The organism is Epibacterium sp. MM17-32 (assembly GCF_022348205.1).
Taxonomy (GTDB): domain Bacteria; phylum Pseudomonadota; class Alphaproteobacteria; order Rhodobacterales; family Rhodobacteraceae; genus Epibacterium.
Map to the genome: position 1 here is coordinate 70,690 of NZ_JAKRFC010000003.1, position 24,782 is coordinate 95,471.

The window sequence follows — 24,782 nt, forward strand, 5'->3', positions numbered from 1 at the left end:
GCTTCTTTGCGTCATTGTTTTATAATTTTGAAAAGGTAAATTCAGGATTTTGAAATATGAAGCAGGCATCCTCTCCCCAAGTCCCGAACACCGAGGTTCCAAATGTGCATCAGGGCGAGCCAATCCCTGAGGCGGCGCGTGACGCGATCGAGGCTTTGATGCAATCGGGCGATCTGTTTCGCTATACCGCGCCGCAGGATGCGCCGGTGTCGCTGCTTGAGACAGAGTTTGCCGAGCTGTTGGGCTCCAAATACGCGCTGGCGGTGTCGTCCTGCTCGGCGGCGCTGTTCTTGTCGCTCAAGGCGCTGGACCTGCCCCGGGATGCGCGGGTCTTGATCCCCGGCTTTACCTTTGCGGCGGTGCCATCGTCGGTGGTGCATGCAGACTGCGTGCCGGTGCTCTGTGAGGTGGGCGAAAACTACCGCATCAATATGGCCGACTTCGAGGCCAAGCTTGATCAGGACATCGCGGCGGTGATCATCTCGCACATGCGCGGACATACCTCGGATATGGATGCGATCATGGCGCTCTGTGAGGCCCGCGACATCCCTGTGGTCGAGGACGCGGCCCATTCGCTCGGCACCACATGGCATGGGCGCAATATCGGCACGCTTGGCAAGGTTGGGTGTTTTTCGTTCCAATCCTACAAGATGCTGAACGCCGGCGAAGGCGGTATTCTGGTCACCAATGACGCCGATGTGGTGGCGCGCGCGGTGATCATGTCCGGCGCTTATGAGCACAACTGGCAGAAACACAAACCCGCCCGCGGCGACAATGGCACCGCGCTGGCCGAGGCTTTTGGCCGCTGGCAGAACCTGCTGCCGCTTTATAACCTGCGAATGAGCAACCTCTCGGCCGCTGTCATTCGCCCCCAGATCCCAGAGCTCGCGCGCCGGGTCGCGGATGGTCTGAAGAACCACGACTATGTGGCGGCAAAACTGAATGCGCATGCCAATTTCCACGTCCCCTCGCCGCTGGCGCCGGAGCGGCGCGCCCCGGATTCGATCCAGTTCAATCTGGTCGGCATGGAGGATGCGCAGATCGAAGCCTTTGCGCAGGCCACCGCAGACAAAGGTGTGAAGGTCCAGATCTTTGGCCGCTCCACCGACAATGCTCGTGCGTTCTGGAACTGGCAGTTCCTGAAGGATCTGCCGGAGCTGCCCGAAACCCGCGCCATGCTGATGCGCGCCTGCGACGTGCGCCTGCCGGTGCGGCTGACGCAGGAGGAGCTGGATGTGATTGCGCAGATCCTGTTGTCCTCGGTCGAGGAAACCATGGCCCGCGCTGCGGCCGCCTGACCGATCGGTCGGTCTCTAAAAGTCCTCAGGGTCGCGTGGAGACGCGGCCCTTTCTTTTTGACCTGCCTGTGCCACCTGCCCCCGCCGCGCGTCAGCGCGGCGCCCGGCCCAACTGGCGGCGCCACATCTTGATGTGGCGCCGCTGGGCGGGAGCGCTCCCGCGCAGCGGCAGGACATCAAAGATGTCCTGCAGCCCCTTGGGCCGGGCAGCGCGCCTGCGGCGCGCTGCCCTCCACCCGGATTTCGCCGAACCACAAAAAAGCCCCGGATGATCCGGGGCCTTCTGATCGCAGGTCGCAGTCTAACGTTTAGCTCAGTTTGGAGAGCTTTTCCTGCAACTCCGCCAATTGGCGTTTGATGGCGTCTAGATCTTCTTCGCCCTCGGCACCGCTGCCCTCTTCACCGCCGCCGGTCCAGCCGCCGCCAAAGCCGCCGGTCATCGCTTTCAGGAACGCTTCTTGCTGCGCTTTCATCGCCTCGAACCCGGGGATCTGCGCCATCGGGTTCATGGCGTTCATGTTCTCCATCATCTTCGACTGGCTGTCGCGCAGCATGTCGAACGAGGCCTGCAGGAACTGCGGCATCACCCCGCCACCGGGGACCATATAACTGCGCACCAGATCGTTCAGCACATTGACCGGCAGCACGTTTTCGCCCCGGCTCTCGTGTTCCGCAATGATCTGCAGCAGGTACTGGCGGGTCAGGTCATCGCCGGTCTTCAGGTCGAGGATCTGCACCTCGCGCCCGTCGCGGATAAAGCCCGCGATGTCTTCCAGCGTCACATAATCGCTGGTCTCGGTGTTGTAGAGCCTGCGGCTGGCATAGCGTTTGATGAGCAGAGGCTTATCCTGTTCCGCCATTCTCTTCTCCCCGGGAAATCTGCGCGTTGCAGAAAATCCTAGGCGAGCCGCTGACAAAAAGAAAGTGCTGAAAGCAAAAGGAGATGCCGCAGGGTCCGCGCGGCAGGGCCGATGCGGCTTCTGCAGATGCAAAGATACGCCGCCGCCGCATGGGCAGCCTCCTCCGTTCCGCTCCCGCCGGGGCCCTGGGCCTGCAGGCAGGCCCGACACTCAAGCAGACCCAGCACACAAGCAAACCCGACACACAAAAGGGCAGGCGCGCGGCCTGCCCTTTTCTTCGGGGTCCCGTTGGTTGGGAGGAGAGCTGAACAGGCCCCCGGACGTCCTGTGCGGCGCTTACTTGGCAGCAGCGGCTTTCTTGGCAGCGGTGGAGACCTCTTCGGTGGCCTTCTTCACGGCTGCGCTTGCTTCTTCGGACATGTCCTTGCCAGCCGCCATCAGCAGCTCGACGGTGTCCATCTGAACCTTTTTCGCCACTTCGGCAAAGGCCGCCATGTTCTCGGCTGCAACCTCGGCAGAAGCGGACGCGAAATCGGTCGCGGCTTTTGCGTAGTCGGCAGGCTCTGCCTTCGCCTTGGAGATTTCACCCATCTTGGTCAGGGTGTCCTTGGTCCACTTGGAGGAGATTTCGGCGTTCTTTTCAGCCGCGTCCAGCGCCACGGAGGACAGCTTTTCGTTGAGCGCGGCGGTGTTCTTGAAGAAATCTTCCATCGCGGAGGTGTCAACCGGGAAGGACGCCATCATGTCTTTCATCATCGCGGAAAAATCTTGGGTCTTGGCCATGGTACTCATTCCTTAGATTACGTGTCCCCGGCCACGGGGCCGGTGGGGTTCCGAGCGGGCCACTCCCGCCGTTGCCAACAATATGCATGCCGCAGTGCAGCATTTCAAGTGAAATTTGCTGCGTTGCAGAAATTTTATCTTTCGTTCACGGAACGCCCTGCCCCGCCGCGACACGACGTCAGAGCTTCGCCTTGGCGCGCACGTATTGGCCCGGGGCAGCCTCCAGCGCGGGATAGCCCGCCTCACTGCCGGGGGTGCGCGCGGGCACCTGCTTGCCGGAGCGTTTCTTCAGCCAGCCTTCCCAGCGGGGCCACCAGGACCCCTCGGTAAAGGTCGCCCCCGCCCGCCAGGCCTCCGCGTCGCCCTTGAGGTCGCTGTTGACGTAATGGCCGTATTTGTTGCGGTTGACCGGGTTGACGATGCCGGCGATGTGGCCGGACTGGCTGACGATGAAGCTCTTGGAGCGCGATCCCATCTGCTGCACGCCGCGATAGCATTGCTTCCAGGCGGCGATGTGATCGGTCTCGCAGGTGATCGCCATCAGCGGCACATCCACGTCGCGCACATGCAGCGTGTGCCCCAGCAGCTCGAACCCCTCGCCGACAAAGCGATTGTCCTGACACAGGCCGCGCAGATACTGGATCGCCATCTTGCCCGGCAGGTTGGCGCCATCGCCGTTCCAGTAGAGCAAGTCAAACGCGGGCGGGGTCTCGCCCATCATGTAGCTGCGGATCGCCGGACCATAGACCAGGTCATTGGCCCGCAGATAGGAAAAGGTGCGCGCCATGATGTAATGCGGCATGACCCCATCGGTGCCGACTTCTTCCTCGATCGCATCGACAAAGTCATTTTGCAGGAAGGGCGTGAAATCCCCCTGATCGGAGAAATCCGTCAACGCGGTGAAGAAGGTCGCCGACTTGACCGATTTGTCGCCGCGCTGCTTCATCAGCGACAGCGTCAGGCTCAGCGTGGTGCCCGCAATGCAATAACCCACCGCATTGACCTGCTTCACCCCGCAGATGTCCTTGACCACCTCGATGGCCTTCAGAAAGCCCTCTTCGACATAGTCTTCCATCCCCACATCGGCATAATCATGGGTCGGGTTGACCCACGACACCACAAACAGGCTGTAGCCCTGGTCGGTGATCCATTTGATCAGGCTGTTCTTTTCCTTCAGGTCGAGGATGTAGAACTTGTTGATCCAGGGCGGGAACAGGACGATCGGGGTCTCGTGCACGGTCTCGGTGGTGGGCCGGTACTGGATCAGCTCCATCATACGGTTGCGGAACACCACGTCGCCCGGCGTGGTGGCAATGTTGCGACCGATCTCAAAGGCGCTTTCATCCGCCAGCCGCACGATCAATTCACCGTCGTTGGCCTCCAGATCCGCCACCAGGTTTTCCAGCCCGTCGATCAGCGACTGCCCGTCGGTCTCCAGCGCCTTTTCCAGCGCATCCGGATTGGTGGCGAGGAAATTGGTCGGCGCCATCATGTTGATGATCTGATCGGCGAAATAGCTCAGCCGCCGCCGGTCCACCGCGTCCAGATCCTCGACCTCCTCCACCGCAGTGCGGATGGCCTCGGCATTGGTCAGATACTGGTCGCGGACATATTTGAAATAGGGGTTGGTCTCCCACATCGGATTGCCAAAGCGGCGATCCGCCGGGCGCGCCTGCGCCTCCTCCTCGGGGGGTGTCGCCTCGGCGCTCAGGGCCTGCGCCATCATCTGCTGCGCCTCGGCGAAATTCATCACCGATTTGCCCCAGTATTGCACCTGCTGCTCCAGCAATTTGGACGGGTTCTGCGCCATCGCCGCCCAATAGGACGATGCTGCACGCGCAAAGAGCTCTTGATTCGGAGCGTCCAATCCGGGGTTGTGGGTCTTCTTCTGCGCCAGCACCTCCACCAGGCGCTTGGACAGCTGCTCCACGCGCTCCAGATTTTCCTTAAGCCGGTCAATCTGTTCCGCGGAGGTTGCTTCAATAGCCTTGTCGGTTGTTGTCATCTTAAGGAAACCCTCTTAATCTTTCTGCTGTGCAGAATACTTGCCCTGCCATTCTACGGCAAAGCGACCAAAGGTCCGAATCCGCCGGGATGATCCGGCGAAATCGGGCTCAAACCGCGGCACGAAAAGCACCGCCAAGGAGACGCGCATGCGCTACATGATGTCCTACGATCTGATGGAGACGGTTCGCAACGCGAACCAGTGGTTCGGCGCGACGGCGCTGTCCATGGCCTCCTACCCCGCCTTCGCCGCCCTGCCCAATCCCATGCTGAGCTGGATGGCGGCCTGGGGCCAGGTCACCGAACGCAGCTTTGAACGCATGGTGGCCAAACCGGACTGGGGCATTCACGCCACCACCCTGGCCGATGGCAAGGACCACCTGGTCGAGGTCGACACCGTGGTCGAGAAACCCTTTGGCGACCTGATCCATTTCCGCGTCACCGACCGCGACGAACAGCCCCGCAAGGTTCTGGTTGTTGCGCCGATGTCCGGCCATTACGCCACCCTCCTGCGGTCCACCGTCAAGAGCCTGATCGAGAACTGCGAAGTCTATGTAACAGACTGGCACAATGCCCGCGACATTCCGGTCTCTGCCGGTAAATTCGATGTGGAGGATTATACCCTCTACCTCGTTGATTTCATGCGCGAGCTTGGCCCCGACACCCATGTGGTCGCGGTCTGTCAGCCGGCGCCGCTGACGCTGGCGGCCACCGCCTATCTGGCCGAGATCGACCCCAAGGCGCAGCCCTCCTCGCTGACGCTGATCGGCGGTCCGGTGGATCCGGATGCGACGCCCACCGATGTCACTGACTTTGGCCACCGCGTCACCATGGGCCAGCTGGAGCAGACCATGATCCAGCGGGTCGGCTTCAAATACAAGGGCGTCGGCCGCGCGGTCTATCCGGGCCTGTTGCAACTGGCGTCCTTCATGTCGATGAACATGGACCGCCACTCCAAGGCGTTTTCCGAGCAGATCCTGCGCGTCAGCCGGGGCGAGGCCACCGACCACGACGCCCACAACCGCTTTTACGATGAATATCTCGCGGTCATGGACATGCCCGCCGAATTCTATCTCTCCACCGTGGAGAGGGTCTTCAAGAACCGGGAAATCGCCAAGAACGCCTTCACCGTCGAGGGCCACAAGATCGACATCGGCAAGATCACCGACGTCGCGGTCAAGACCGTCGAAGGGGCCAAGGATGACATTTCCGCGCCCGGTCAATGCATTGCCGCGCTTGATCTCTGCACCGGCCTGCCCGATTCGAAAAAGGCCAGCCATGTGGAACCCGGCGCCGGGCACTACGGCATCTTTGCCGGCCGGTCCTGGCGCAACAACATCCGGCCGCTGGTGATCGACTTCATGGATGCCAACAGCCGCAAACCCGCGCGCAAGACGACCGCAAAATCCGCCAAGGCGGCCGCGGAGTAAGCGTGCAACAGTCCGGCGCCGACGCTCTCCCCTTCGCCTGTTCCTGTGGCAGCCTCAGCGGGCATGTCACCGGGGCGGCGGTCAAACAGGGCTGCCGTATCCTGTGTCACTGTGCGGATTGCCGCGCGGTGGAACTCTACCACGGCTGCCCCGATCCCAAGGGCACCGGCGTCGATCTGCTGCAACTTGCGCCGGATATGGTCAGGATCGATCAGGGTGCGGAGCATCTGCGCCTGCTGCAATTGTCGCCCCGGGGGCTCTTCCGCTGGTATGCGGGCTGTTGCGGCACGCCGCTGTTCAACGGCCTGCGCAAGCCAAAACTGCCCTTCATCGCCGTGCGCAGCGCGCTGTTCTCAGACCCGGATCGTCTGGGCAAAGTGGTGGCGCAGGCCTTTGTACCGCAGCCCGGCAAGCCACCGCGGCATGAGGGCGCGGGACGTATGACAATGAAACTCGCCAGCCGGATGATCTCCGCCTGGGTGTCCGGGCGCTGGCGGCAGACACCGCTGTTCGACCTCGACAGCGGCGCGCCCGTCGCCCAGCCGCAGGTGCTGTCAAAGGCGGAGCGTCAGGATCTGACCACACGCCCCTGACCCCCGGCAAGCTCCGGATGACCGATCCCTAGAGCTCGCGATCAGGCGCTGGCGCGATAGTCCGGCGTCAAATGCAGGATCTCTTCGGACACCGGCTCTGCATCTGAGCCCCGGTCCGCCACGGTCGGCGTAGTCCGGTCCGGCGCGGGCGCCAGCGCGGTCGGGCGCCGTCGCGAACGCCGGCTGACCCAGACCGGCTCCGGCACGGGATCAAGGAGGTCTTCAGACACGGGGTGCTGCGCATGGTCGCCCACGATCCAGTTGTGCAGGATCGCCGACACCCGGTCCGGCTGCTCCATCAACGGCAGATGGCCCGCGTCCTCGATCATTTCGATGCGGGCGTTTCTCATCAGTTCGGCTGTAAACACCTGCCGCTTCACCGGAATGATCTGGTCATGCACACCGCAGACCACCAGTCCCGGCTGCTCCGCCCGCATCAATGTGGCCTGCTGGTCGGCCCGGCGCTGCAACATCCGGCTTTGCGACACAAAAACATCCGGGCCCAGATCCTCTGCCATATCGGCAAGCTGCCCCATCACCTGATGCCGCAACGGCCCCGGCGCTAGTGCCGCGGCCGGTATCACCTCCTCCATCACGCCGCGCAATCGCCCGGCGCGGGCCCGGATGATCCAGGGTTCACGCTCCGCCGCCTTGGCCGGGGTTTCCGGCAGCGGCGTCGACCCGATCAACCCGATCCCGGCGATACGCTCGGGCGCGGTTTCCAGCATCGCCATCGCGATGGACCCGCCGAGCCCGGCCCCGATCACCGTGAATTTTTCCGGCATATGCACCAGCAGCGAGGCGGCCACATCCTCGACCCGGTCGGCATTGAGAACCGGCGCAACCGTCACCGGAACATGGCGGGACAGTAATCGGATCTGGGGTTCCCAGACCCGTCCGTCACTCATGAATCCCGGCACAACCACCAAAGGATGCGCCAACAACTGCGCTGGTTCATTCATATATATCTGCCCGTATTTCATGCGCCTATCTGTGACGCTTGGGTTCACTACACGTCCCAAAGTGCAGGGCAGCAAGGACTTTTTTACTTTGCCTAAAATTGGTTAAGGATGTGTGACTTCCTCAATACCCGCTCCAGCGAAAGGCGCCATTCTCGGCCAGCGGCGCATAGGGGTTGTGCGCAATCTCCCAGATATGCCCGTCCGGCGCCCGGAAATACCCGATGGTGCCGCCCCAGAATACCGGCCCGGCCTCTCGCAAAACTTCCGCACCAGCGGCCCGCGCGCGCTCCATCAGCGGCGCCACCTCGTCCGCCGCCCGCACGTTATGGCTAAGCGTCATTGCTCCGGTCCCCAGCGCGTCGACGGGCAGGTTCATATCCTCCGCCAGTTTCTCCAGCGGATAAAGCCCGATCGTTTGAGAAATCAGATCAAACGCTATGATGCCTTCTTCGCTCTCAACACGCGTCCAGCCCAGGCTTTCGTAAAATCGCGCCGACGCCTCCACATCCGGCACACCCAGCGTAATCAGACTGACTCGTTGCTCCATCTTTCAATCCTCTCAAATACAAAAGACGCGCCTCCAACGGCGCGCCTTCTCCTTACCCTGAATTAGAACATAATGCGAACATTTATTCCATGTCGCCGCAGACCTCCGCAACCGCCGCTGCGATCAGCTCCAAACAGGCGGGGTCGGAAAACCTGTGGTCGGCGTCCTTGACCAGTGTCAGGCGCATATCCGCACAGCTTGCGTGATCCAGCAGCCGCAGCGCCGTCTCGGTCGATACAGCCGAGTCGTCGGTGCCTTGCAGGCAGCGCACCGGGAACGGCAGATCCAGATCGCTGCGCAGCACCAGGTTCTGGCGCCCGTTTTCCACCATCCGCTTGGTCACCACATAGGGCTCCATATAGTCGCTGGGCAACTCCACCCGGCCCCGGGTGTCCAGTTCCGCCTTCTGCGCGTCGGTGAAATTGGCCCAATAGCCATCCTCGGTGAAATCGGGGGCGGCGGCGATGGTCACCATCCCCCTGATCCGTGCCGCCCGCGCCTTGGCCAGCAACAGCGCCTGCCAGCCCCCCATGGAGGACCCCACCGGCACGATCTCGCCCTCGGTCAAGGCATCCACCGCCGCCAGCGTGTCTTCGTGCCAGTCACCGATGCAGCCCTCCTCGAACTGGCCGGAGCTTTCGCCATGTCCGGAATAGTCAAACCGCAGGAATGCCTGCCCGCGCGCCTTGGCCCAGTCCTCCAGGAACAGCGCCTTGGTGCCCTCCATGTCGGATTTCAATCCGCCCAGAAACACCACGCAGGGCCCCTGCCCTTCTGTCTTGTGATACGCAATGCGTCGTCCTTCAGCGGTGTCCAGATACTGCGGCGCCATCGGCTGTCTCCCAATTTTCTTTACGCCTCTTCCCATGCCACGGGTTGTCGGATTCGCCAAATCCGCCCCGTTCATCTTTTCCAAAATACCTCGGGGAGCGCGAGGGGCAGCGCCCCTCGTCCACAGCCCCCGCCTTTTTGCACCCGCCACCTTGACCTCACCGCCCCCCTCGGCCAAACAGCTCTCACACATATAACCCGCAACCGGGCGTTCAGTGGGCGCCAAACCGACGAGGAGAGCCAAGATAATGGCCCAAGTCTCCCTTACATTCCCCGATGGCAACGCACGGTCCTATGACGCAGGCATCACCCCTGCCGAGGTTGCCGCCGACATCTCCACCTCGCTTGCGAAAAAGGCCATCTCCGCAACCGTGGACGGTCAGCACTGGGACCTGCAATGGCCCGTGACCAAGGATGCCGCCATCGCCATCCACACCATGAAGGACGAGGCGCAGGCCAATGAGCTGATCCGCCACGACCTCGCCCATATCATGGCGCGCGCGGTGCAGGAGATCTGGCCCGACACCAAGGTCACCATCGGCCCGGTCATTGAGAACGGCTGGTACTACGATTTTGACCGCGCCGAACCGTTCACGCCCGAAGATCTCGGCGCCATCGAAAAGAAGATGAAAGAGATCATCAACAAGCGCGAGCCGGTGACCACAGAGGTCTGGGACCGTGCCAAGGCGGTGCAATATTACACCGACAACAACGAGCCCTATAAGGTCGAGCTGATCGACGCCATTCCCGGCGACGAGCCCTTGCGCATGTATTGGCACGGCGACTGGCAGGATCTCTGCCGCGGCCCGCACCTGCAGCACACCGGTCAGGTGCCCGGCGACGCGTTCAAACTGATGTCGATTGCAGGTGCCTATTGGCGCGGCGACAGCGATCGCGCCATGCTGCAACGCATCTACGGCGTCGCCTTCACCGGCAAGGAGAAGCTCAAGGCGCATCTGACCATGCTGGAAGAGGCCGCCAAGCGCGACCACCGCAAGCTGGGCCGCGAGATGAACCTGTTCCACATGCAGGAAGAGGCCCCCGGTCAGGTGTTCTGGCACCCCAACGGCTGGCGGGTCTACACCACGTTGCAGGACTATATGCGTCGCCAGCAGGACAAGGGCGGCTATGTGGAGGTCAACACCCCGCAGGTGGTGGACCGCAAGCTCTGGGAGGCCTCGGGTCACTGGGACAAATACCAGGAGAACATGTTCATCGTTGAGGTCGACGAAGAACACGCCCGCGAAAAGGCCGTGAACGCGCTGAAACCGATGAACTGCCCCTGCCACGTGCAGGTGTTCAACCAGGGTCTCAAATCCTATCGCGACCTGCCGCTGCGCATGGCGGAATTCGGCTCCTGCGCGCGCTATGAGCCGTCGGGGGCGCTGCATGGCATCATGCGCGTACGCGGGTTCACCCAGGACGATGGTCACATCTTCTGCACCGAAGACCAGATCGAGTCGGAAACCGCCCGGTTCATCGAGTTCCTGTCCAGGATCTATGCCGACCTCGGCTTCCACGACTGGACGATCAAACTCTCCACGCGGCCGGAAAAACGCATCGGCAGCGACGAGAGCTGGGATTTTGTGGAAAAGGCCCTGGGCGACGCCTGCAAGGCCGCCGGCTATGACTACGAACTCCTCGAGGGCGAAGGCGCATTCTACGGCCCCAAGCTGGAATTCACCCTGACCGATGCGATCGGGCGGAACTGGCAATGCGGCACCCTTCAGGTGGACCCGAACCTGCCGGAACGGCTGGATGCGACCTATATCGGGCAGGACGGCGCCAAGCATCGCCCCTTCATGCTGCACCGCGCCACCCTGGGCAGTTTCGAGCGGTTCATCGGCATCCTGATCGAGGAACACGCCGGCAAGCTGCCGTTCTGGCTGGCGCCGCGTCAGGTGGTTGTCGCCTCGATCACGTCGGAGGCCGATGAGTACGTCAACGAGGTGGTCGAAACCCTGCGCGCCGCCGGTGTGCGGGCCGAGGCCGACATCCGCAACGAGAAGATCAACTACAAGGTCCGCGAACACTCCGTGGGCAAGGTGCCGGTCATTCTCGCCGTCGGCCACCGCGAGGTCGAGGAGCGCACGGTTTCGGTGCGCCGCCTCGGGGAAAAACAGACCAAGGTCGAAAGGCTGGCAAATGTTACAGCGGAGCTGGCGACCGCCGCGACCCCGCCGGACCTGCTGTAACATTTGCCCGCAGTCCTGAAACGAACGGCCCCCGATCGGGGGCCGTTTTGTTACAAAAGGCCAAAATACCGTAAAGACAGCGACTTGCTGGCAACGCTTTGCTGACATTGACTGACGCAGGCGTGAGGCACGCCCTCGTGAGTTTCTTTTCGCCATCCTCCCCGGTTAGGGTGTCCGTGTCATCAAAGACGACGCTCATCACTTCAGGAGGACACGCGTATGTCGACCACCAAGAACACCCTCGCCGTTGCTGGCGCCGTTGCCGCAGCACTGACCGCCCTCTCCACCTCCCAGGCCGCCGCACAGGCCAAGGAGAAATGCTATGGCGTCTCGCTCGCCGGGCAGAATGACTGCGCCGCCGGTCCCGGCACCACCTGTGCCGGCACCTCCACCGTGGACTACCAGGGCAACGCCTGGACCCTGGTGGACAAGGGCACCTGCACCGAAATGGACCTGCCCGCAATGGCGGATGGCTCCGAACGTCAGGGCTCGCTGGAGCCGCTGGAGCGCGACCTGCCGGCCTAAGCACCGGCCTCCGACATCATCGACGGGCGCATCGGCGATGTTGCGCCCGTCCCGGCCCGACAGGATTCCAGACCGACCAGAGAAAGCTCTGCCATGTTTGACCGCCCTGACCGCTCTCCCCGTTCGAACCGCCTGCCCGACGCAGCCGGTGTTGGCTACAAGCCACAGCATTTCCAGGCCATCCTGGACACGCCGGGGACGGTCGAATGGCTGGAAATCCACGCGGAGAACTACATGGGGGACGGCGGCCGACCGCTGGCACAGCTGCGCCACCTGTCGCAACGCTTCCCGATTTCCGTACATGGCGTCGGCCTCTCCATCGGCGGCGAGCCCCCGCTTGATCCCGCGCATCTGGCGCGGCTCAAGCGTCTTGTCGACTGGCTGAACCCGGCCAGTTTTTCCGAACATCTCGCCTGGTCCACCCACGACAGCCATTTCTACAACGACCTGCTGCCACTGCCCTATACCGACGACACGCTCGCCCGGGTCTGCGATCACATCAATCAGGTGCAGGACACCCTGGGCCGCCAGATGCTGCTGGAGAACCCCTCCAGCTACCTCGCCTTTGCCGAAAGCACCTGGGCAGAACCCGCTTTCCTGCACGAGATCGCCCGGCGCACCGGCTGCGGCTTGCTGCTGGATGTGAACAACGTCTTTGTCTCTGCCACCAACCTCGGCTACCGCCCGCAGGATTACATCGATGCCTACCCGCTTGATCTGGTCGGCGAAATCCATCTGGGCGGCCATGACGAGGACGCCGATGACCACGGCCGCCCGCTGTTGATCGACAGCCACGGCGCCGAGGTGGTCGATCCGGTCTGGGCGCTGCTGGACTATACGCTGGCCCGCTCCGGCCCGCGGCCCACCCTGGTGGAATGGGACACCGACGTCCCCGACTGGGTGGTTCTGGAGGCCGAGGCCGCCCGCGCCGCCGCCGCCTTGAACGCCGTGAAGGTCGCCGCGTGATGTCACGGGCAGAGCAGTTCACCCGCGCCATCCTCGATGCGCGCCTGCCGGTGCCCGACGGTCTTCTGGATGGGGCGCAGCAGCCCGCCGGGCGGCGCTTCAGCGTCTATCGCAACAATGTGGCCGTCTCGCTGACAGAGGCGCTGCACCAGGGGTTTCCCGTCATTGCCAAGCTGCTGGGCCAGGAAAACATGGACGGTCTCGCCGCGCTCTATCTGCGCGCGCATCCGCCGACGTCGCCGCTGATGATGCACTATGGCGACAGCTTTCCCGATTTTCTGGACAGCCTCGACCAGCTCTCGCACCTCGGCTATCTCGGCGATGTGGCGCGGCTGGAACTGGCCCTGCGCCGCAGCTACCACGCCGCCGACGCGACGCCGCTTGACGCGCAGCACCTCGGCACGCTGCCGCCTGACACGCTGCTGTCCAGCCGTCTCGGCTTTGCCCCTGCGATGACGGTCGTGCGCTCTGCCTGGCCGATCCACGCGATCTGGGCCTACAACACCCGCGCAGACGCGCCGAAGCCGCAGCCGGGTGCGCAGGATGTGCTGATCACCCGACCCGAATTCGACCCCCTCCCGCAGCCCCTGCCCCCCGGCGGGGCCGCGTGGATTGCCCTACTTCAGGCAGGCGAGACCCTCGGCACTGCGACCGAGGCCGTCACAAGTGATTTTCCCGATTTCGACCTCAGCGCCCCGCTGGCGCTCCTGATCGAGGGCTTGGCCCTCACCGACCTCTCGCAATAGGACTTCTCATGAACGCCCTGATTTCTCTGCATAACGCCGTCTTCGACCTGATCGAGCGCGCGGGCGACTGGCTGATGCCGCTGCTTGCCCGCTTCACCTTTGCCGCGGTCCTGCTGATCTACTACTGGAATTCCGGCCTCACCAAGCTGGGCGATGGCATTCTGGGGCTGTTTTCCCCATCCATCGGCGCCTACAGCCAGATTTTCCCCAAACAGCTGGAGGCCGCGGGCTATGACGTCTCGCAACTTGGACTGTTTCACTGGCTGGTGGTGATGGCGGGAACCTACGCCGAATTCCTGCTGCCGCTGCTGATCGTGCTGGGCCTGGCCACCCGGCTGGCCGCCCTGGGCATGATCGGCTTTGTGGTGGTGCAATCGCTGACCGATGTCTATGGCCACGGCGCCACCGATGCCAAGACGCTGGGCGCCTGGTTCGACCGCGCGTCCGACAGTGTCATCATGGACCAGCGGCTGCTGTGGGTCTTTGTCCTGTTGGTCCTGGTGGTCAAGGGCGCGGGCGCCCTGTCACTGGATGCGCTGCTGCGCCGCCGGCACGGAGATGTCGCCCCCTGACCGACCACTGCCCCCCCTACATGACGGCGCGCGCGGATCTCCCTGCGCGCGCCGTTTTTGTGCCATCCGGGGCGCGTGTTCAGGCCACCCCAAGCGCCGTTTTTACATCGGCCGTCCAGCCAAGATAGAGGTTGTCGCCCTGCTCGATCAGCGGCCGTTTCATCAGACTCGGATGCTCCGCCAGCAGCGCCAACGGCGGTTTTGCCCGGTCCTCCTCGCTCAGGTTTCGCCATGTGGTTGAACGTGTATTGAGCAACTTATCCGGGAATTGAGCAAATGCCCGCTCAATAATCGCTTGTGGAACGCCGCTGGCACGGACATCGACAAACTCCGCATCCGGCAGTGATTTCATCGCCTTACGGCACGTATCGCAGGTCTTCAGACCATAGAGCTTCATTCCCGTTCTCCGCTCGATAGGAAAGTTTCACACAATTTACGGTAGAGTCTCACCGATTTCCTTTGATTTTTCAAAACCGCGTGCCACACTGAATATGGCCCCTGTTAACCAAGGGTCATGGTCTCCGCAGCCCGGGCACCGCCCATCGGGTCCGGTGCCTGTGGACGAAAGGTACTTTGAGCATGCTCAAAGTGAAGTGCAAGTGAGAAGGAGACACGGGACATGCCAAGTGGCACCGTGAAATGGTTCAACACCACCAAGGGCTATGGTTTTATTGAACCCGATGAGGGCGGCAAGGACGTGTTCGTCCATATTTCCGCCGTCGAACGCTCTGGCCTGACAGGCCTGGCTGACAATCAGAAAGTGGGATATGAGCTGACCGAAGGCCGCGACGGCCGTCAAATGGCCGGCGACATTCGCCCGCTCTAACGCCCTCCCCCCAAAACATCTCTGCGCCCGATCCGCGGCTTCGGGGCTTGGGCGCAGTTTCGGGATGTCTTTTCAAACGCGCGAACCGCCGGGCCCGCGCCCCGTTCAACTCGTGACCCGCAGGTATTCCCGCAACACGCAGGCCGGCGCGTCCTCGCGCAGCGGCAGGCTTGCCGCCTCCCGCCAATGCGTCTGATCGAAATCCGGGAAGAAGGCATCCGCCTCTTCGATGTCCAGATCGACCTCGGTGATCATCAGCCGGTCCGCCATGGCCAGCATGCCGCGATAGATCCCGGACCCGCCGATACCATAGATCCGCGCATAGCCCGCACCGCGCGCCAGCGCCACCGCCTCCGCAATCGACGGCACCACCGTCTCCGCCACCGTGGGGTCGGAGGACACCACGATATTGAACCGGTTCCTCAACGGTTTGACCGGCAGGCTGTCCCAGGTGTTGCGCCCCATGATGATGGCGCCGCCCAGGGTCTCGCGCTGAAACGCCTTCAGATCCTCCGGCGCGTGCCAGGGAATATCGTTGTCCTTGCCGATGGCCCCGTTGCGGGCGCGGGCGACGATGAGTGTTATCATGACATGCCTGTAAATTGGCCGATGCGGTCAGACCGCGACCGGCGCCTTGATGGTGGGATCGGGCGCATAGCCGATGACCTCGAAATCCTCGTATCTGAAATCGAAGATCGAGGAGACCTCCCGCGTGATGCGCAGCTGCGGCAGGGCCTTGGGGCGGCGCGACAGTTGCAGCGCCACCTGATCCATGTGGTTGGAATAGATATGGGCATCGCCCATCGTGTGCACAAAGGTGCCGACCTCATAGCCGGTCACATGCGCCAGCATCTGCAACAGCAGCGCATAGGAGGCGATGTTGAACGGCACGCCCAGGAACATGTCGGCCGAGCGCTGATAGAGTTGCAGATGCAGCTTGCCCCCCAACACGCGCACCTGCCACAGGGTATGACAGGGCGGCAGCGCCATATCGGGCACATCACCCGGGTTCCAGGCGGTCACGATCAGGCGGCGGCTGTCGGGGCTGGTGCGGATCATCTCCACCAGATCGGCGATCTGGTCCACCGTGCCCGCCCGATAGAGCGGCTCATCGCCCAGCGTGCCTTCTGCCAGCTCCAGCCGGGGAAACTTGCGCCACTGATGCCCGTAGACCGGCCCGAGGTCGCCGTTCTCATCCGCCCATTCATCCCAGATCGAAACACCGTTGTCTTTCAGATAGGTGATATTGGTGTCCCCGGACAGGAACCACAGCAGCTCGTGGATGATGGAGCGCAGGTGCAGCTTTTTCGTGGTGACCAGCGGAAACCCCTCGGCCAGATCATAGCGCTGCTGCATGCCAAAACAGGACAGGGTGCCGGTGCCGGTGCGATCCGTCGTCTCCACCCCGTGGTCAAGGATATGCTGCAAGGCGTCGTGATACTGCTGCATGGCGCGGGCCTCCTGTTTGCCCTCCGGTGATAGCCTGCCGCAAAAAGAGATCCAAGCAGTTTACCCGCGCGCCCTCGACATTCGCGCCGCAGCGCTTAGGTTGAGCGGCAACGCCGGAGCGCTCCGGCACAGGACAGAAGGACATCCCCATGCCGCTCAAGTATCTGCACACCATGGTCCGCGTGAAGGACCTGGAGAAATCCATGGCGTTCTATGCGCTTTTGGGGCTCAAGGAGACCCGCCGCCACGACAGCGAAGGCGGACGGTTCTCGCTGATCTTCATGGCGCCTCCCGGTCAGGAAGAGGCCCCGATCGAACTGACCTGGAACTGGGATGGCGACGACGAATTGCCCTCCGACAGCCGTCACTTCGGCCACCTCGCCTATGAGGTCGATAACATCTACGAGATGTGCCAGCATCTGATGGACAATGGCGTCACCATCAATCGCCCGCCGCGCGACGGGCGCATGGCGTTTGTGCGCTCTCCGGACAATATCTCCATCGAGTTGCTCCAGGCGGGTGAGGCGCTGGACCCCGCCGAGCCCTGGGCCAGCATGGTAAACACCGGCCACTGGTAAGCCATCGACGGCTGCGCGCGTGCAACCGCTCCCGACGCTCGGGGGCGGTTTTTTCGTTGTAGCGTTGCTGCACGCCAAAGGGACTGCATCACAGGCGGCTCACCACAGGCTGCTCACCACAGGCCGCTCATCCCGGGTTGCCCAACGCAGAGTGCCAAACCCAAGGCGCCCGGCGCAGGACGGGCCTGCACCGGGGGAGCCTGAAGGGCCATACCACATCTGCGCCAACCGCCCTGCGGTGGCGCCCGCCGACGGAGCCTACGCGCATCCGGGCTCCGGGGGCTTGCCCCCATTCCCGGACACATCCGCACAGGTATCGGTCCCGACGCGATGCGGGACGATCGATCCGCGACAGCAACCCCGTGGCGGCAACGTCTGCTCGGGTGGCCCAAAGGTCACCGTCGCAGCGATCCCGACCTCATGGGATGCAACGTGATACGTGTCTAATCTAACAGAGTGCCGAGTTCTCCGGCATCGGCAGTGCCTCGGTTGCTTCTGCAACCGCCCCCGTCTCGTCCTTCTCACCGCTGGCTGCGGCTGGCTGGACAGGGTTGACAGTCTTGCGAGGTCGTCCGGTCTAGATGGCTATCTCCGGCGGTGCCGGCTGTGGCGATAGGGGGCGACGATGCATATCCTGTCTTGTGCTTCCCGGACCTCATAGCCCGAAAAACGGCGCTTAATAGATGTAGCGAATCTGGTCAGACCAGTACCGCTCCATACGTTTGAGGGAGCCGGTGATGTCCTCGATCCCCTCGGCGCTGATCACGCCTTTGGTCTCCAGGCCCTCCGCATGGCGAGAGAACAGCGACGCAACGATGTCGCGGATTTCCCGGCCGCGGGGGGTCAGGCGCACACGGACAGACCGGCGGTCGATCTCGCAGCGCTGATGGTGCATATAGCCCATCTCCACCAGCTTCTTCAGGTTGTAGCTGACGTTGCTGCCCTGATAGTAGCCACGGGTTTTCAACTCGCCCGCGGTCACTTCATTGTCGCCAATGTTGAACAGCAACAGAGCCTGCACCGCGTTGATGTCAAGGACACCCACGCGTTCAAACTCATCCTTGATCACGTCAAGCAACAGGCGGTGAAGTCTCTCCACCAGCGCCAGTGCGTCAAGGTAACCAGTCATGAACCCTTTGCGGTCCAGCTGGTTGATCGGTCGTTCCATACTCATTCAGCATCTCCGAATCGAAATTGCTTCATGACAAATGTGACCGGTATTTCCTGAAAATGCGTTAAACCGGATTTCTCTTTTATTTTTGGTATGTTCGAGAGATCTCGTCGACCAGCGCGTGAAATTGATCCGGCGCGGGGGCCTGACCGGTTACCCATTGGTAAAGATCCTGGTCATTTTCCCGCAGGAGCAGGTCATAGAGATCCAGTTTCTCGTCGCTCATCGCGGCCAGATTCGCCGCCGCATAGCCCGACAGCAGGATGTCCATTTCCTTGATCCCCCGGCGCATGGAGCGCATGGAGAGCCGCTTGATGCGGATCTCCCTGTTTTCCGGGCCGGCGTCGGCCTCGATCATTGCGCCGGCTCCTGCGCGGCCGCCAGACGCCGCAAGGTCTTTTCCAGACGCCCGGCGCGTTCGGCCTGCATCCGCAGATCCTCGCGCAGGCTGCGCAATTCGCGCGCGATCGCCGCCATGTCTTCGCCCAGCGTGTCCTCTGTCGGCACCGACAGATCGTCACCCTCGCCGGTCAGCAGCCAGCTCATGGAGACATTCAAAAGGCCCGAGAGCATCGACAGCTTGTTTGCGCGCGGCTCCGACAGGTCCTGCTCCCAGCCCACCAGGGTGGTTTTCTTCACGCCCATGCGGCGCGCGAGCTGGCCCTGGGACATGCCCGCGCTTTCCCGCGCCGCCGCCACGCGGTCGCCGAATGTTGCTGCATCGGGGCCGTACCAATCCGTCGTGGTGTCGGTCATGTGGTCTCTCCTTCGTGGATGACTTGATTGCCGTTTGAGCACACCCTAAGAGGTTTGCACATGACATTCAAACCGAGGTCCGACATGTCCTTTCTTTCTGCGACACTTTCCCGCGTCAAACCTTCGCCGACCATCGCGGTCACCAACAAGGCGCGCGAGTTGAAAGCCGCGGGACGCGACGTGATCGGCCTGGGAGCCGGCGAGCCCGATTTCGACACGCCGCAGTCCATCAAGGACGCCGCCGTGCGCGCCATCGCCGAGGGCAAGACCAAATACACCGCCGTCGACGGCATTCCCGAGCTGAAGCAGGCGATCTGCGAGAAATTCAAGCGCGACAACGGCTTGGATTACACGCCGGCGCAGGTCACGGTGAACTCCGGTGGCAAGCAGACGCTGTACAATGCGCTGATGGCGACGCTCAATCCCGGCGACGAGGTGATCATCCCGGCACCCTATTGGGTCAGCTATCCCGACATGGTGCTGCTGGCCGGTGGCACGCCGGTGGCGGTGGAGGCGAGTCTCGAGACCAGCTTCAAGCTGACGCCCGAGCAGCTGGAGGCGGCGATCACGCCAAAGACCAAATGGTTCATCTTCAACTCGCCCTCAAACCCCACCGGCGCGGGCTATTCGCGCAGCGAACTCAAGGCGCTGACGGATGTGCTGCTGCGCCACCCGCATGTCTGGGTAATGACCGACGACATGTACGAACATCTCGCCTATGACGATTTTGAGTTTGCCACCCCGGCGCAGGTGGAACCCGCCCTTTATGACCGCACGCTGACCTGCAATGGCGTCTCCAAGGCCTATGCGATGACCGGCTGGCGCATCGGCTATGCCGCCGGGCCCGAGGCGCTGATCGCTGCCATGCGCAAGGTGCAGTCGCAGTCCACGTCGAACCCCTGTTCGGTCAGCCAATATGCCGCGCTCGAGGCGCTGACCGGCCCGCAGGATTTCCTCGCTGCCAACAACGAGATCTTCGTGCGCCGCCGCAACCTGGTGGTGTCGATGCTGTCCGAGATCGAGGGGCTGACCTGCCCGGTTCCGGAAGGGGCTTTTTACGTCTACCCGTCGATCGCCGGGCTGATCGGCAAGACCACCCCCGCTGGCACCAGGATCACCGATGACGAGGCCTTTGCCACCGCGCTTCTGGAAGAGGCGGATGTGGCGGTGGTCTTTGGCGCGGCCTTTGGCCTGTCGCCGAACTTCCGCGTCAGCTACGCCACCTCGGACGCGGCGCTCAAGGAAGCCTGCAGCCGCATCCAGCGCTTCTGCGCCGCGCTGCGCTGACCCTTTAGGCTCCGGGGCGTCTGTCGCAGTTGGCGCAGCGCCCCGGTCATGACCCGAAAACCATGGTCGAGCGCCCGCGCAGGCGGGCGATCAGAGCTGGGCGGCGAGGGTCAGGCGCGCTGGCTTCTGCCGCTGGGCGGGAGTGATCGCCACAAGGAGAGGCCAAACCGGACCTGGACAGACCAGCTCCGCCGCCAAAAGGAGACCTGCCATGACCGTCAGAACCGGCGGCTGCCAGTGCGGGCGCGTGCGTTTCACCGTGACCGGCGCGCCAGATCGTGTCGGCCTGTGCCACTGCCTCGACTGCCGCAAACACCACGGCGCGCCCTTCTATGCGGCCGCGGTCTTTGCACCCGAACAGGTGACTGTGACCGGCGATGTGCGGTGCTACCAGGGGCGCTGCTTCTGCCCGACCTGCGGGTCTTCGGTCTATGCCACCAGCGAGGGTGAGGTTGAAATCCACCTTGGCGCGCTGGATGACGCCGATCAATTCGAACCAAGCTATGAGCTGTGGACCCGGCGTCGCGAAACCTGGCTACGCCCCCTGCCCGGGACGCGCCAATATGCTGGCAATCGCTGCGAGCCGGACGAAGATGGTCAGGACGACGCGTGACAGGACGCCGACTGGCAGGAGAGACCTGCCCCTTCTCGAACACATCTTGCGGTCTCACAGGGGCGTCCCCCTCTCTGAACCGTTCAGAGGTGTTGCGCTGCGCGTTGCGCATCGCGGTGGGGCGGCGGCCGCGCCTGCGGCGCGGCCGCCGCCGGGCCCAACCAGGCCAAGGACACGTGCCGACAGGCAGGGGTCCTGCATGGGCGGGAGCGCCCCCGCCCGTCTGTGCGGCGCCCCTGGCGCATGCCCCGGCGGTGGGAAGGGCTTGCTCTGGTGATCCAGACTGCTACCCTGCGCCAAACACCGGATCTCGCTCAGGAAACCAGATGACCACCACCCTGCCCGACTACTATTTCCGCATCCGAGAAAACGGCGCCCAGGTGTTTCGCATCGACGCAGAGAGCCGCAACCGCCGCATCGAGATGGATCAGATCGCGGTGGTGAACATGCGCAAGCGGGACATCAAACCGCATGGCGACCGGGTGCTGAGCGCCGAGGACCGCAGCGCCATCGAGGCCTGGATGCAGGATCGCAGCGCTCTCCTGGCCACGCGCGAGGTGGATGACATCCTGCGCACGGTGGACCACCTGAACCTCACCGCCCAATGGGCGCAATCGCGCGCCTCGGAGGCCCAGCTCGATCAGGTCACCGATGCCCTGCTGCTGGCCATGCATGACCTGCGCAACGTGCTGGTGCGCAAGAAGGCCGACCGGCTCAATCAGGACAGCCAGGACACGTCGGCATAGCGCCGCGATGCCCTTAACGCGCAGCACAAGACCGCGCAGCCTGCTCAATCACGACGCCACGCAATGCCCCGACGGGCGGGGCCAGCTGTCGGCACCGCCCGCCGGAGCACCTGTCACACCCGCCGCGCCTCAGGCCGGCCCCGCCATCGCATCCGTCGGCGGCACATCACCGGGGGGCACATCGCCGGGGGGCGGCGTGTCGATCCGTTTCAGCGCATGCAGCCAGAATCGAACCAGCAACAAGACGCCTGCCGTACTCAGGCCCAGGATCAGCCCGATCCAGACGCCGACGCCGCCCATCTCAGCCCGGAAGCCCAGGATATAGGAGGTCGGCACCCCGACCGCCCAATAGCTGAGCGCCGCCATCACCATCGGCACGCCGGTATCCAACAGCCCCCGCAGCAGCCCCAGCGCGATCGCCTGCATGCCATCCATCAGCTGGAACAGCCCCGCCATCGCCAGCAGCGAAATGCCGATCGCCAGGATCTCGGGCCTCTGCGGATCGTCGGGGTCGAGGAACAGCAGGATCAGCGGCTCCGGCGCCAGGAAGAACACCAGCGCCGTGGCCACCGCGATCAGCAGCGAGGCCAGCGTGACCACCACCGCACCGCGCACCATATGCGCCTTGTCACCGCGCCCCAGCGCGTTGCCCACCCGGATGGTGGCGGCATTGGACAGGCCCAGATGCGCCATGAAGGTCAGCCCCGCCACCGACACCGCAATCCCATGCGCGGCCAGGGGCACCGTGCCCAGCCAGCCCATCATCAGGGCGGAGGCGGAGAACAGGCTGACCTCGCACAGGGTGGTCAGACCGATCGGCAGACCATGGCGCACGATCTCGCGCATCATTTCCCAGTCCGGGCGCTGCAGGTTGCGCAGCAGGTCATGCTCCGGCAGGCGCCACAGCGCATAGGCCACCACCGCCAGCAAGGACACCGTCTGCGTCGCCAAAGAGGCCAGCGCCGCGCCCTGCAACCCCAGTTCCGGAAACCCGAAATGGCCAAAGATCAGCACGTAGTTCACCATCGCGTTGACCACCGCCGCCAGCACCGTGATCCACAGCACCGCCTGGGTGCGCTCCAGCCCGGCGAGGTAGGACTTCAGCACCATCACCAGCAGCGCCGGAAAGATGCCCCAGCCGGCAATCCGCAGATACGTACCGGCATCCGCAGCGACCTGCGGCTCCTGACCGGCCGCCAGCAGGATCGCCTCGGAATACCACATCAAGGGCATCGACAGCGCGCCATAGACCACCGACAGCCACAGCCCCATGCGGGTGGCGCGGCGGATGCGGCGGTGATCGTCGGTCGCCGCCGCCGAGGCCACCATCGGCATCACCGCAAAGGCAAACCCGGCCCCGAGAATGAACCACACAAAAAAGAAACTCTGCGCCAGCGTCACCGCCGCCAGCTCGGCAACGCCGTACCAGCCCAGCATCACCGTATCCGTGAGGCCGATGGCAAATTGCGCCAGATGCCCGCCGATCAGCGGCAGGCCGAGGATCGACAGCGCGCGGACATGGCCGCCATAACTCATCTGAACCGGCGACGTCGGCGCAGTCAGAGACCCTTGGGGCGGGGGAGCGGATGTATTGCTTGCCATGTGCACGGCCTCCTTCTGACACTGGCATTAGGCCGGGTCCGCGGTGGCGGCAAGACGGCGTCGCGTACCGATACAATTGCACAACAATGAGGCACCGAAAAGACGCGAAACCCCACCTATAGCGTCTTCTCGCGCAGTGCGGGAGCGCGGGTTAGGCAATCCAGGCCGCCCTCCAATGGTGCGATCTCGTGCCGCCGGAGGGCACGCGCGCAAGGTCGGCATCACCAGTGTGGGCAGAGTTTGTGGGCAGGGTTTCGGAACCGGGGCGCAGGATGTCTCCGCCCGCCACAACACATGAAACGGGGATTGCGGCCGCCCGCACCGATCCGGACCGGTCAGGCTATAGCGTTTCCGCAAGCAGCGCGATCATGCAGAGGGGGCACGGGCGCGCGGGGGCGCAGCCCTCAGAGGCTGCGCAGCAGCAGTTGCAGGCACAGGGCCGTCACCAGCAGACCGGCGCAGACCTCAAGCGCCGCCGCCAGCCGGATGCTCCCGGACCCGCCCTGCCCCAGCACCCGCGCCAGCAGGCCACCGCGTACCCCGGCTGCCAACAGCGCCACGCTCAGCGTCACGCTGGCAGTGCCCAGCCCCATGGCAAAGGTGCCCGCGACCCCGGCCGCCAGCACGTCCAGACGCCAGGTCAGCAGCAACAGGAACACCGCACCGGTACAGGGCCGCGCCGCGATGCTGAGGACAATCGCCAACGCCTCGCGCCAGGAGGTCAGCCGCGCCGCCTCCTCCAGCGTTGGGCCGTGGCGATGGCCGCAGCTTGCACAGACCTCTCCCGGCCCGTGATCATGGCTGTGGTCATGGCTATGATCGTGACTGGGATCGTGAGTGTGGGCATGATCGTGATCGTGGCCGTGATGATGACCATGGTGATGGTGCGTATCGCCCTGCGGACCAGCCCCGCCAGCCTGGGCGGCTTCGGAGCGCAGACGCAGCGCCCGGCGCAGGCCGCGCAGCATCAGATAGAGGCCCAGCACCGCCATCAGCCCGTAGGACACCGGCGCCAGCAGATCTTCGGCGGTGGCGGTCAGGCGTTCGCGGCCCCAGTCGAACAGCCAGACGCCGCTCAGCACCAGCAACACCGCACTGGCGGCCTGCGCCAGGGACGAGGCCACCGCCAGCCCCGACAGCCGCCACAGGGTCACCGCACGCCCCAATCCATAGCCACCGATCACCAGCTTGCCGTGGCCGGGCCCGGCGGCGTGAAAGAACCCATAGGCAAAGCAGACCCCCATCAGGCTCCACCAGGCGCCGGGTGCGCCGGCCTTCAGCGCCCGCAGCCCCTGCGCCATGGCGTTCTGTGCCTCGCGCTGCGCCTCGGCGGCGGCCCGCAGCACCGGATCTGCACCGCCAAAGCCCCAGAGCCAGAGCGCCAGCCCCAGCACCCCAAGCAGCGTTACCGCCCCCAGCGCGGTCAGGATCGGTCGTGCCAT

Annotated in this window: 27 protein-coding genes; 13 read left to right on the plus strand and 14 right to left on the minus strand. The window is 63.7% G+C overall.

What is annotated here, in order from left to right; all coding sequences use genetic code 11:
* Positions 1–56: 56 nt before the first annotated feature.
* Positions 57–1,298: a DegT/DnrJ/EryC1/StrS aminotransferase family protein gene (locus MHM88_RS06060; RefSeq protein WP_239361391.1), complete on the plus strand. Its 1,242-nt coding sequence runs from the start codon at positions 57–59 to the stop codon at positions 1,296–1,298.
* A gap of 308 nt (positions 1,299–1,606) precedes the next feature.
* On the opposite strand, the gene phaR is transcribed toward MHM88_RS06060, so the two are convergent.
* The 3 genes from phaR to MHM88_RS06075 form a co-directional block, all read right to left on the minus strand.
* Positions 1,607–2,158: a polyhydroxyalkanoate synthesis repressor PhaR gene (gene phaR / locus MHM88_RS06065; protein ID WP_239321294.1), complete on the minus strand. Its 552-nt coding sequence runs from the start codon at positions 2,156–2,158 to the stop codon at positions 1,607–1,609.
* 336 nt (positions 2,159–2,494) lie between these two features.
* Positions 2,495–2,941 carry a phasin family protein gene (locus MHM88_RS06070; protein ID WP_239321291.1) on the minus strand — a complete coding sequence of 149 codons (447 nt, stop codon included), beginning with the start codon at positions 2,939–2,941 and terminating at the stop codon, positions 2,495–2,497.
* Positions 2,942–3,119: 178 nt separating this feature from the next.
* On the minus strand, positions 3,120–4,946 hold the full coding sequence (locus tag MHM88_RS06075) for an alpha/beta hydrolase (protein ID WP_239321289.1): 1,827 nt from the start codon (positions 4,944–4,946) through the stop codon (positions 3,120–3,122).
* A gap of 148 nt (positions 4,947–5,094) precedes the next feature.
* On the opposite strand from MHM88_RS06075, the gene phaZ reads away from it, so the two are divergent.
* Entirely contained in the window at positions 5,095–6,375 is a 1,281-nt protein-coding gene (gene phaZ / locus MHM88_RS06080) for a polyhydroxyalkanoate depolymerase (protein ID WP_239361394.1), read from the plus strand.
* Positions 6,376–6,377: 2 nt separating this feature from the next.
* Positions 6,378–6,968, plus strand: coding sequence for a DUF6151 family protein (locus MHM88_RS06085; protein WP_239361396.1), 591 nt, complete (start codon positions 6,378–6,380; stop codon positions 6,966–6,968).
* Positions 6,969–7,009: 41 nt separating this feature from the next.
* Here MHM88_RS06085 and MHM88_RS06090 read toward each other — a convergent pair whose 3' ends face one another.
* The 3 genes from MHM88_RS06090 to MHM88_RS06100 all read right to left on the minus strand — a co-directional run bounded on the left by MHM88_RS06090 (position 7,010) and on the right by MHM88_RS06100 (position 9,309).
* Positions 7,010–7,930 carry an alpha/beta fold hydrolase gene (locus MHM88_RS06090; protein ID WP_239361398.1) on the minus strand — a complete coding sequence of 307 codons (921 nt, stop codon included), beginning with the start codon at positions 7,928–7,930 and terminating at the stop codon, positions 7,010–7,012.
* A gap of 121 nt (positions 7,931–8,051) precedes the next feature.
* Entirely contained in the window at positions 8,052–8,477 is a 426-nt protein-coding gene (locus tag MHM88_RS06095; protein WP_239361399.1) for a VOC family protein, read from the minus strand.
* 82 nt (positions 8,478–8,559) lie between these two features.
* A complete protein-coding gene (locus tag MHM88_RS06100; RefSeq protein ID WP_239361402.1) occupies positions 8,560–9,309 on the minus strand; it encodes a carboxylesterase in 750 nt (249 codons plus the stop codon).
* 247 nt (positions 9,310–9,556) lie between these two features.
* Here MHM88_RS06100 and thrS point away from each other — a divergent pair, with 247 nt between their 5' ends.
* From thrS to MHM88_RS06125, 5 genes are all read left to right on the plus strand, one after another.
* Positions 9,557–11,503, plus strand: a complete 1,947-nt coding sequence (gene thrS, locus MHM88_RS06105; protein WP_239361408.1) for a threonine--tRNA ligase — start codon at positions 9,557–9,559, stop codon at positions 11,501–11,503.
* A gap of 219 nt (positions 11,504–11,722) precedes the next feature.
* The gene (locus MHM88_RS06110) at positions 11,723–12,028 is read left to right on the plus strand and encodes a DUF2282 domain-containing protein (protein WP_239321269.1); all 306 of its coding nucleotides are present in this window, start codon (positions 11,723–11,725) and stop codon (positions 12,026–12,028) included.
* Positions 12,029–12,121: 93 nt separating this feature from the next.
* Positions 12,122–12,994 (plus strand): DUF692 family multinuclear iron-containing protein, encoded by an 873-nt coding sequence (locus MHM88_RS06115; RefSeq protein WP_239361409.1) that lies wholly within the window; start codon positions 12,122–12,124, stop codon positions 12,992–12,994.
* A complete protein-coding gene (locus tag MHM88_RS06120) occupies positions 12,994–13,740 on the plus strand; it encodes a DNA-binding domain-containing protein (RefSeq protein ID WP_239361410.1) in 747 nt (248 codons plus the stop codon). Before MHM88_RS06115 ends, MHM88_RS06120 begins: the two co-directional genes overlap by 1 nt.
* Positions 13,741–13,748: 8 nt before the next feature.
* Complete coding sequence (locus MHM88_RS06125) at positions 13,749–14,312, plus strand: DoxX family membrane protein (RefSeq protein WP_239321260.1); 564 nt, start codon at positions 13,749–13,751, stop codon at positions 14,310–14,312.
* 79 nt (positions 14,313–14,391) lie between these two features.
* Here the strand turns inward: MHM88_RS06125 and MHM88_RS06130 are convergent, their stop codons facing one another.
* The gene (locus MHM88_RS06130; protein WP_239361411.1) at positions 14,392–14,709 is read right to left on the minus strand and encodes an ArsC/Spx/MgsR family protein; all 318 of its coding nucleotides are present in this window, start codon (positions 14,707–14,709) and stop codon (positions 14,392–14,394) included.
* Between the two features lie 222 nt (positions 14,710–14,931).
* On the opposite strand from MHM88_RS06130, the gene MHM88_RS06135 reads away from it, so the two are divergent.
* A complete protein-coding gene (locus MHM88_RS06135) occupies positions 14,932–15,138 on the plus strand; it encodes a cold-shock protein (RefSeq protein ID WP_239321255.1) in 207 nt (68 codons plus the stop codon).
* 105 nt (positions 15,139–15,243) lie between these two features.
* Here the strand turns inward: MHM88_RS06135 and MHM88_RS06140 are convergent, their stop codons facing one another.
* Both MHM88_RS06140 and MHM88_RS06145 read right to left on the minus strand, forming a co-directional pair.
* Complete coding sequence (locus tag MHM88_RS06140; protein ID WP_239361412.1) at positions 15,244–15,726, minus strand: dihydrofolate reductase; 483 nt, start codon at positions 15,724–15,726, stop codon at positions 15,244–15,246.
* A 27-nt stretch (positions 15,727–15,753) separates the two neighbouring features.
* The gene (locus MHM88_RS06145; protein ID WP_239361413.1) at positions 15,754–16,587 is read right to left on the minus strand and encodes a thymidylate synthase; all 834 of its coding nucleotides are present in this window, start codon (positions 16,585–16,587) and stop codon (positions 15,754–15,756) included.
* Positions 16,588–16,736: 149 nt separating this feature from the next.
* Between MHM88_RS06145 and MHM88_RS06150 the strand changes: the two genes are divergently transcribed.
* The gene (locus MHM88_RS06150) at positions 16,737–17,165 is read left to right on the plus strand and encodes a VOC family protein (protein WP_239361416.1); all 429 of its coding nucleotides are present in this window, start codon (positions 16,737–16,739) and stop codon (positions 17,163–17,165) included.
* A 676-nt stretch (positions 17,166–17,841) separates the two neighbouring features.
* On the opposite strand, the gene MHM88_RS06155 is transcribed toward MHM88_RS06150, so the two are convergent.
* The 3 genes from MHM88_RS06155 to MHM88_RS06165 form a co-directional block, all read right to left on the minus strand.
* Complete coding sequence (locus tag MHM88_RS06155) at positions 17,842–18,339, minus strand: MarR family winged helix-turn-helix transcriptional regulator (protein WP_239321245.1); 498 nt, start codon at positions 18,337–18,339, stop codon at positions 17,842–17,844.
* Positions 18,340–18,418: 79 nt separating this feature from the next.
* Positions 18,419–18,694 (minus strand): succinate dehydrogenase assembly factor 2, encoded by a 276-nt coding sequence (locus tag MHM88_RS06160; RefSeq protein ID WP_239321242.1) that lies wholly within the window; start codon positions 18,692–18,694, stop codon positions 18,419–18,421.
* Positions 18,691–19,092, minus strand: a complete 402-nt coding sequence (locus MHM88_RS06165; protein WP_239321240.1) for a helix-turn-helix transcriptional regulator — start codon at positions 19,090–19,092, stop codon at positions 18,691–18,693. Before MHM88_RS06165 ends, MHM88_RS06160 begins: the two co-directional genes overlap by 4 nt.
* 84 nt (positions 19,093–19,176) lie before the next feature.
* On the opposite strand from MHM88_RS06165, the gene MHM88_RS06170 reads away from it, so the two are divergent.
* The 3 genes from MHM88_RS06170 to MHM88_RS06180 all read left to right on the plus strand — a co-directional run bounded on the left by MHM88_RS06170 (position 19,177) and on the right by MHM88_RS06180 (position 21,738).
* Positions 19,177–20,379: a pyridoxal phosphate-dependent aminotransferase gene (locus MHM88_RS06170; protein ID WP_239362505.1), complete on the plus strand. Its 1,203-nt coding sequence runs from the start codon at positions 19,177–19,179 to the stop codon at positions 20,377–20,379.
* A 211-nt stretch (positions 20,380–20,590) separates the two neighbouring features.
* Entirely contained in the window at positions 20,591–20,992 is a 402-nt protein-coding gene (locus MHM88_RS06175; protein ID WP_239361417.1) for a GFA family protein, read from the plus strand.
* A gap of 326 nt (positions 20,993–21,318) precedes the next feature.
* Positions 21,319–21,738 carry a hypothetical protein gene (locus tag MHM88_RS06180; RefSeq protein ID WP_239361418.1) on the plus strand — a complete coding sequence of 140 codons (420 nt, stop codon included), beginning with the start codon at positions 21,319–21,321 and terminating at the stop codon, positions 21,736–21,738.
* Between the two features lie 129 nt (positions 21,739–21,867).
* Here the strand turns inward: MHM88_RS06180 and MHM88_RS06185 are convergent, their stop codons facing one another.
* Positions 21,868–23,274 (minus strand): MATE family efflux transporter, encoded by a 1,407-nt coding sequence (locus MHM88_RS06185; RefSeq protein ID WP_239362508.1) that lies wholly within the window; start codon positions 23,272–23,274, stop codon positions 21,868–21,870.
* Between the two features lie 470 nt (positions 23,275–23,744).
* Entirely contained in the window at positions 23,745–24,782 is a 1,038-nt protein-coding gene (locus MHM88_RS06190) for a nickel/cobalt transporter (protein WP_239361420.1), read from the minus strand.

Bases quoted from the DNA above. Each gene is read 5' to 3' on its own strand.
- MHM88_RS06060 (WP_239361391.1), top strand. From the start codon at position 57: ATGAAGCAGGCATCCTCTCCCCAAGTCCCGAACACCGAGGTTCCAAAT.
- phaR (WP_239321294.1), bottom strand. From the start codon at position 2,158: ATGGCGGAACAGGATAAGCCTCTGCTCATCAAACGCTATGCCAGCCGC.
- MHM88_RS06070 (WP_239321291.1), bottom strand. From the start codon at position 2,941: ATGGCCAAGACCCAAGATTTTTCCGCGATGATGAAAGACATGATGGCG.
- MHM88_RS06075 (WP_239321289.1), bottom strand. From the start codon at position 4,946: ATGACAACAACCGACAAGGCTATTGAAGCAACCTCCGCGGAACAGATT.
- phaZ (WP_239361394.1), top strand. From the start codon at position 5,095: ATGCGCTACATGATGTCCTACGATCTGATGGAGACGGTTCGCAACGCG.
- MHM88_RS06090 (WP_239361398.1), bottom strand. From the start codon at position 7,930: ATGAATGAACCAGCGCAGTTGTTGGCGCATCCTTTGGTGGTTGTGCCG.
- MHM88_RS06095 (WP_239361399.1), bottom strand. From the start codon at position 8,477: ATGGAGCAACGAGTCAGTCTGATTACGCTGGGTGTGCCGGATGTGGAG.
- MHM88_RS06100 (WP_239361402.1), bottom strand. From the start codon at position 9,309: ATGGCGCCGCAGTATCTGGACACCGCTGAAGGACGACGCATTGCGTAT.
- thrS (WP_239361408.1), top strand. From the start codon at position 9,557: ATGGCCCAAGTCTCCCTTACATTCCCCGATGGCAACGCACGGTCCTAT.
- MHM88_RS06110 (WP_239321269.1), top strand. From the start codon at position 11,723: ATGTCGACCACCAAGAACACCCTCGCCGTTGCTGGCGCCGTTGCCGCA.
- MHM88_RS06115 (WP_239361409.1), top strand. From the start codon at position 12,122: ATGTTTGACCGCCCTGACCGCTCTCCCCGTTCGAACCGCCTGCCCGAC.
- MHM88_RS06120 (WP_239361410.1), top strand. From the start codon at position 12,994: ATGTCACGGGCAGAGCAGTTCACCCGCGCCATCCTCGATGCGCGCCTG.
- MHM88_RS06125 (WP_239321260.1), top strand. From the start codon at position 13,749: ATGAACGCCCTGATTTCTCTGCATAACGCCGTCTTCGACCTGATCGAG.
- MHM88_RS06130 (WP_239361411.1), bottom strand. From the start codon at position 14,709: ATGAAGCTCTATGGTCTGAAGACCTGCGATACGTGCCGTAAGGCGATG.
- MHM88_RS06135 (WP_239321255.1), top strand. From the start codon at position 14,932: ATGCCAAGTGGCACCGTGAAATGGTTCAACACCACCAAGGGCTATGGT.
- MHM88_RS06140 (WP_239361412.1), bottom strand. From the start codon at position 15,726: ATGATAACACTCATCGTCGCCCGCGCCCGCAACGGGGCCATCGGCAAG.
- MHM88_RS06145 (WP_239361413.1), bottom strand. From the start codon at position 16,587: ATGCAGCAGTATCACGACGCCTTGCAGCATATCCTTGACCACGGGGTG.
- MHM88_RS06150 (WP_239361416.1), top strand. From the start codon at position 16,737: ATGCCGCTCAAGTATCTGCACACCATGGTCCGCGTGAAGGACCTGGAG.
- MHM88_RS06155 (WP_239321245.1), bottom strand. From the start codon at position 18,339: ATGAGTATGGAACGACCGATCAACCAGCTGGACCGCAAAGGGTTCATG.
- MHM88_RS06160 (WP_239321242.1), bottom strand. From the start codon at position 18,694: ATGATCGAGGCCGACGCCGGCCCGGAAAACAGGGAGATCCGCATCAAG.
- MHM88_RS06165 (WP_239321240.1), bottom strand. From the start codon at position 19,092: ATGACCGACACCACGACGGATTGGTACGGCCCCGATGCAGCAACATTC.
- MHM88_RS06170 (WP_239362505.1), top strand. From the start codon at position 19,177: ATGTCCTTTCTTTCTGCGACACTTTCCCGCGTCAAACCTTCGCCGACC.
- MHM88_RS06175 (WP_239361417.1), top strand. From the start codon at position 20,591: ATGACCGTCAGAACCGGCGGCTGCCAGTGCGGGCGCGTGCGTTTCACC.
- MHM88_RS06180 (WP_239361418.1), top strand. From the start codon at position 21,319: ATGACCACCACCCTGCCCGACTACTATTTCCGCATCCGAGAAAACGGC.
- MHM88_RS06185 (WP_239362508.1), bottom strand. From the start codon at position 23,274: ATGAGTTATGGCGGCCATGTCCGCGCGCTGTCGATCCTCGGCCTGCCG.
- MHM88_RS06190 (WP_239361420.1), bottom strand. From the start codon at position 24,782: ATGGCACGACCGATCCTGACCGCGCTGGGGGCGGTAACGCTGCTTGGG.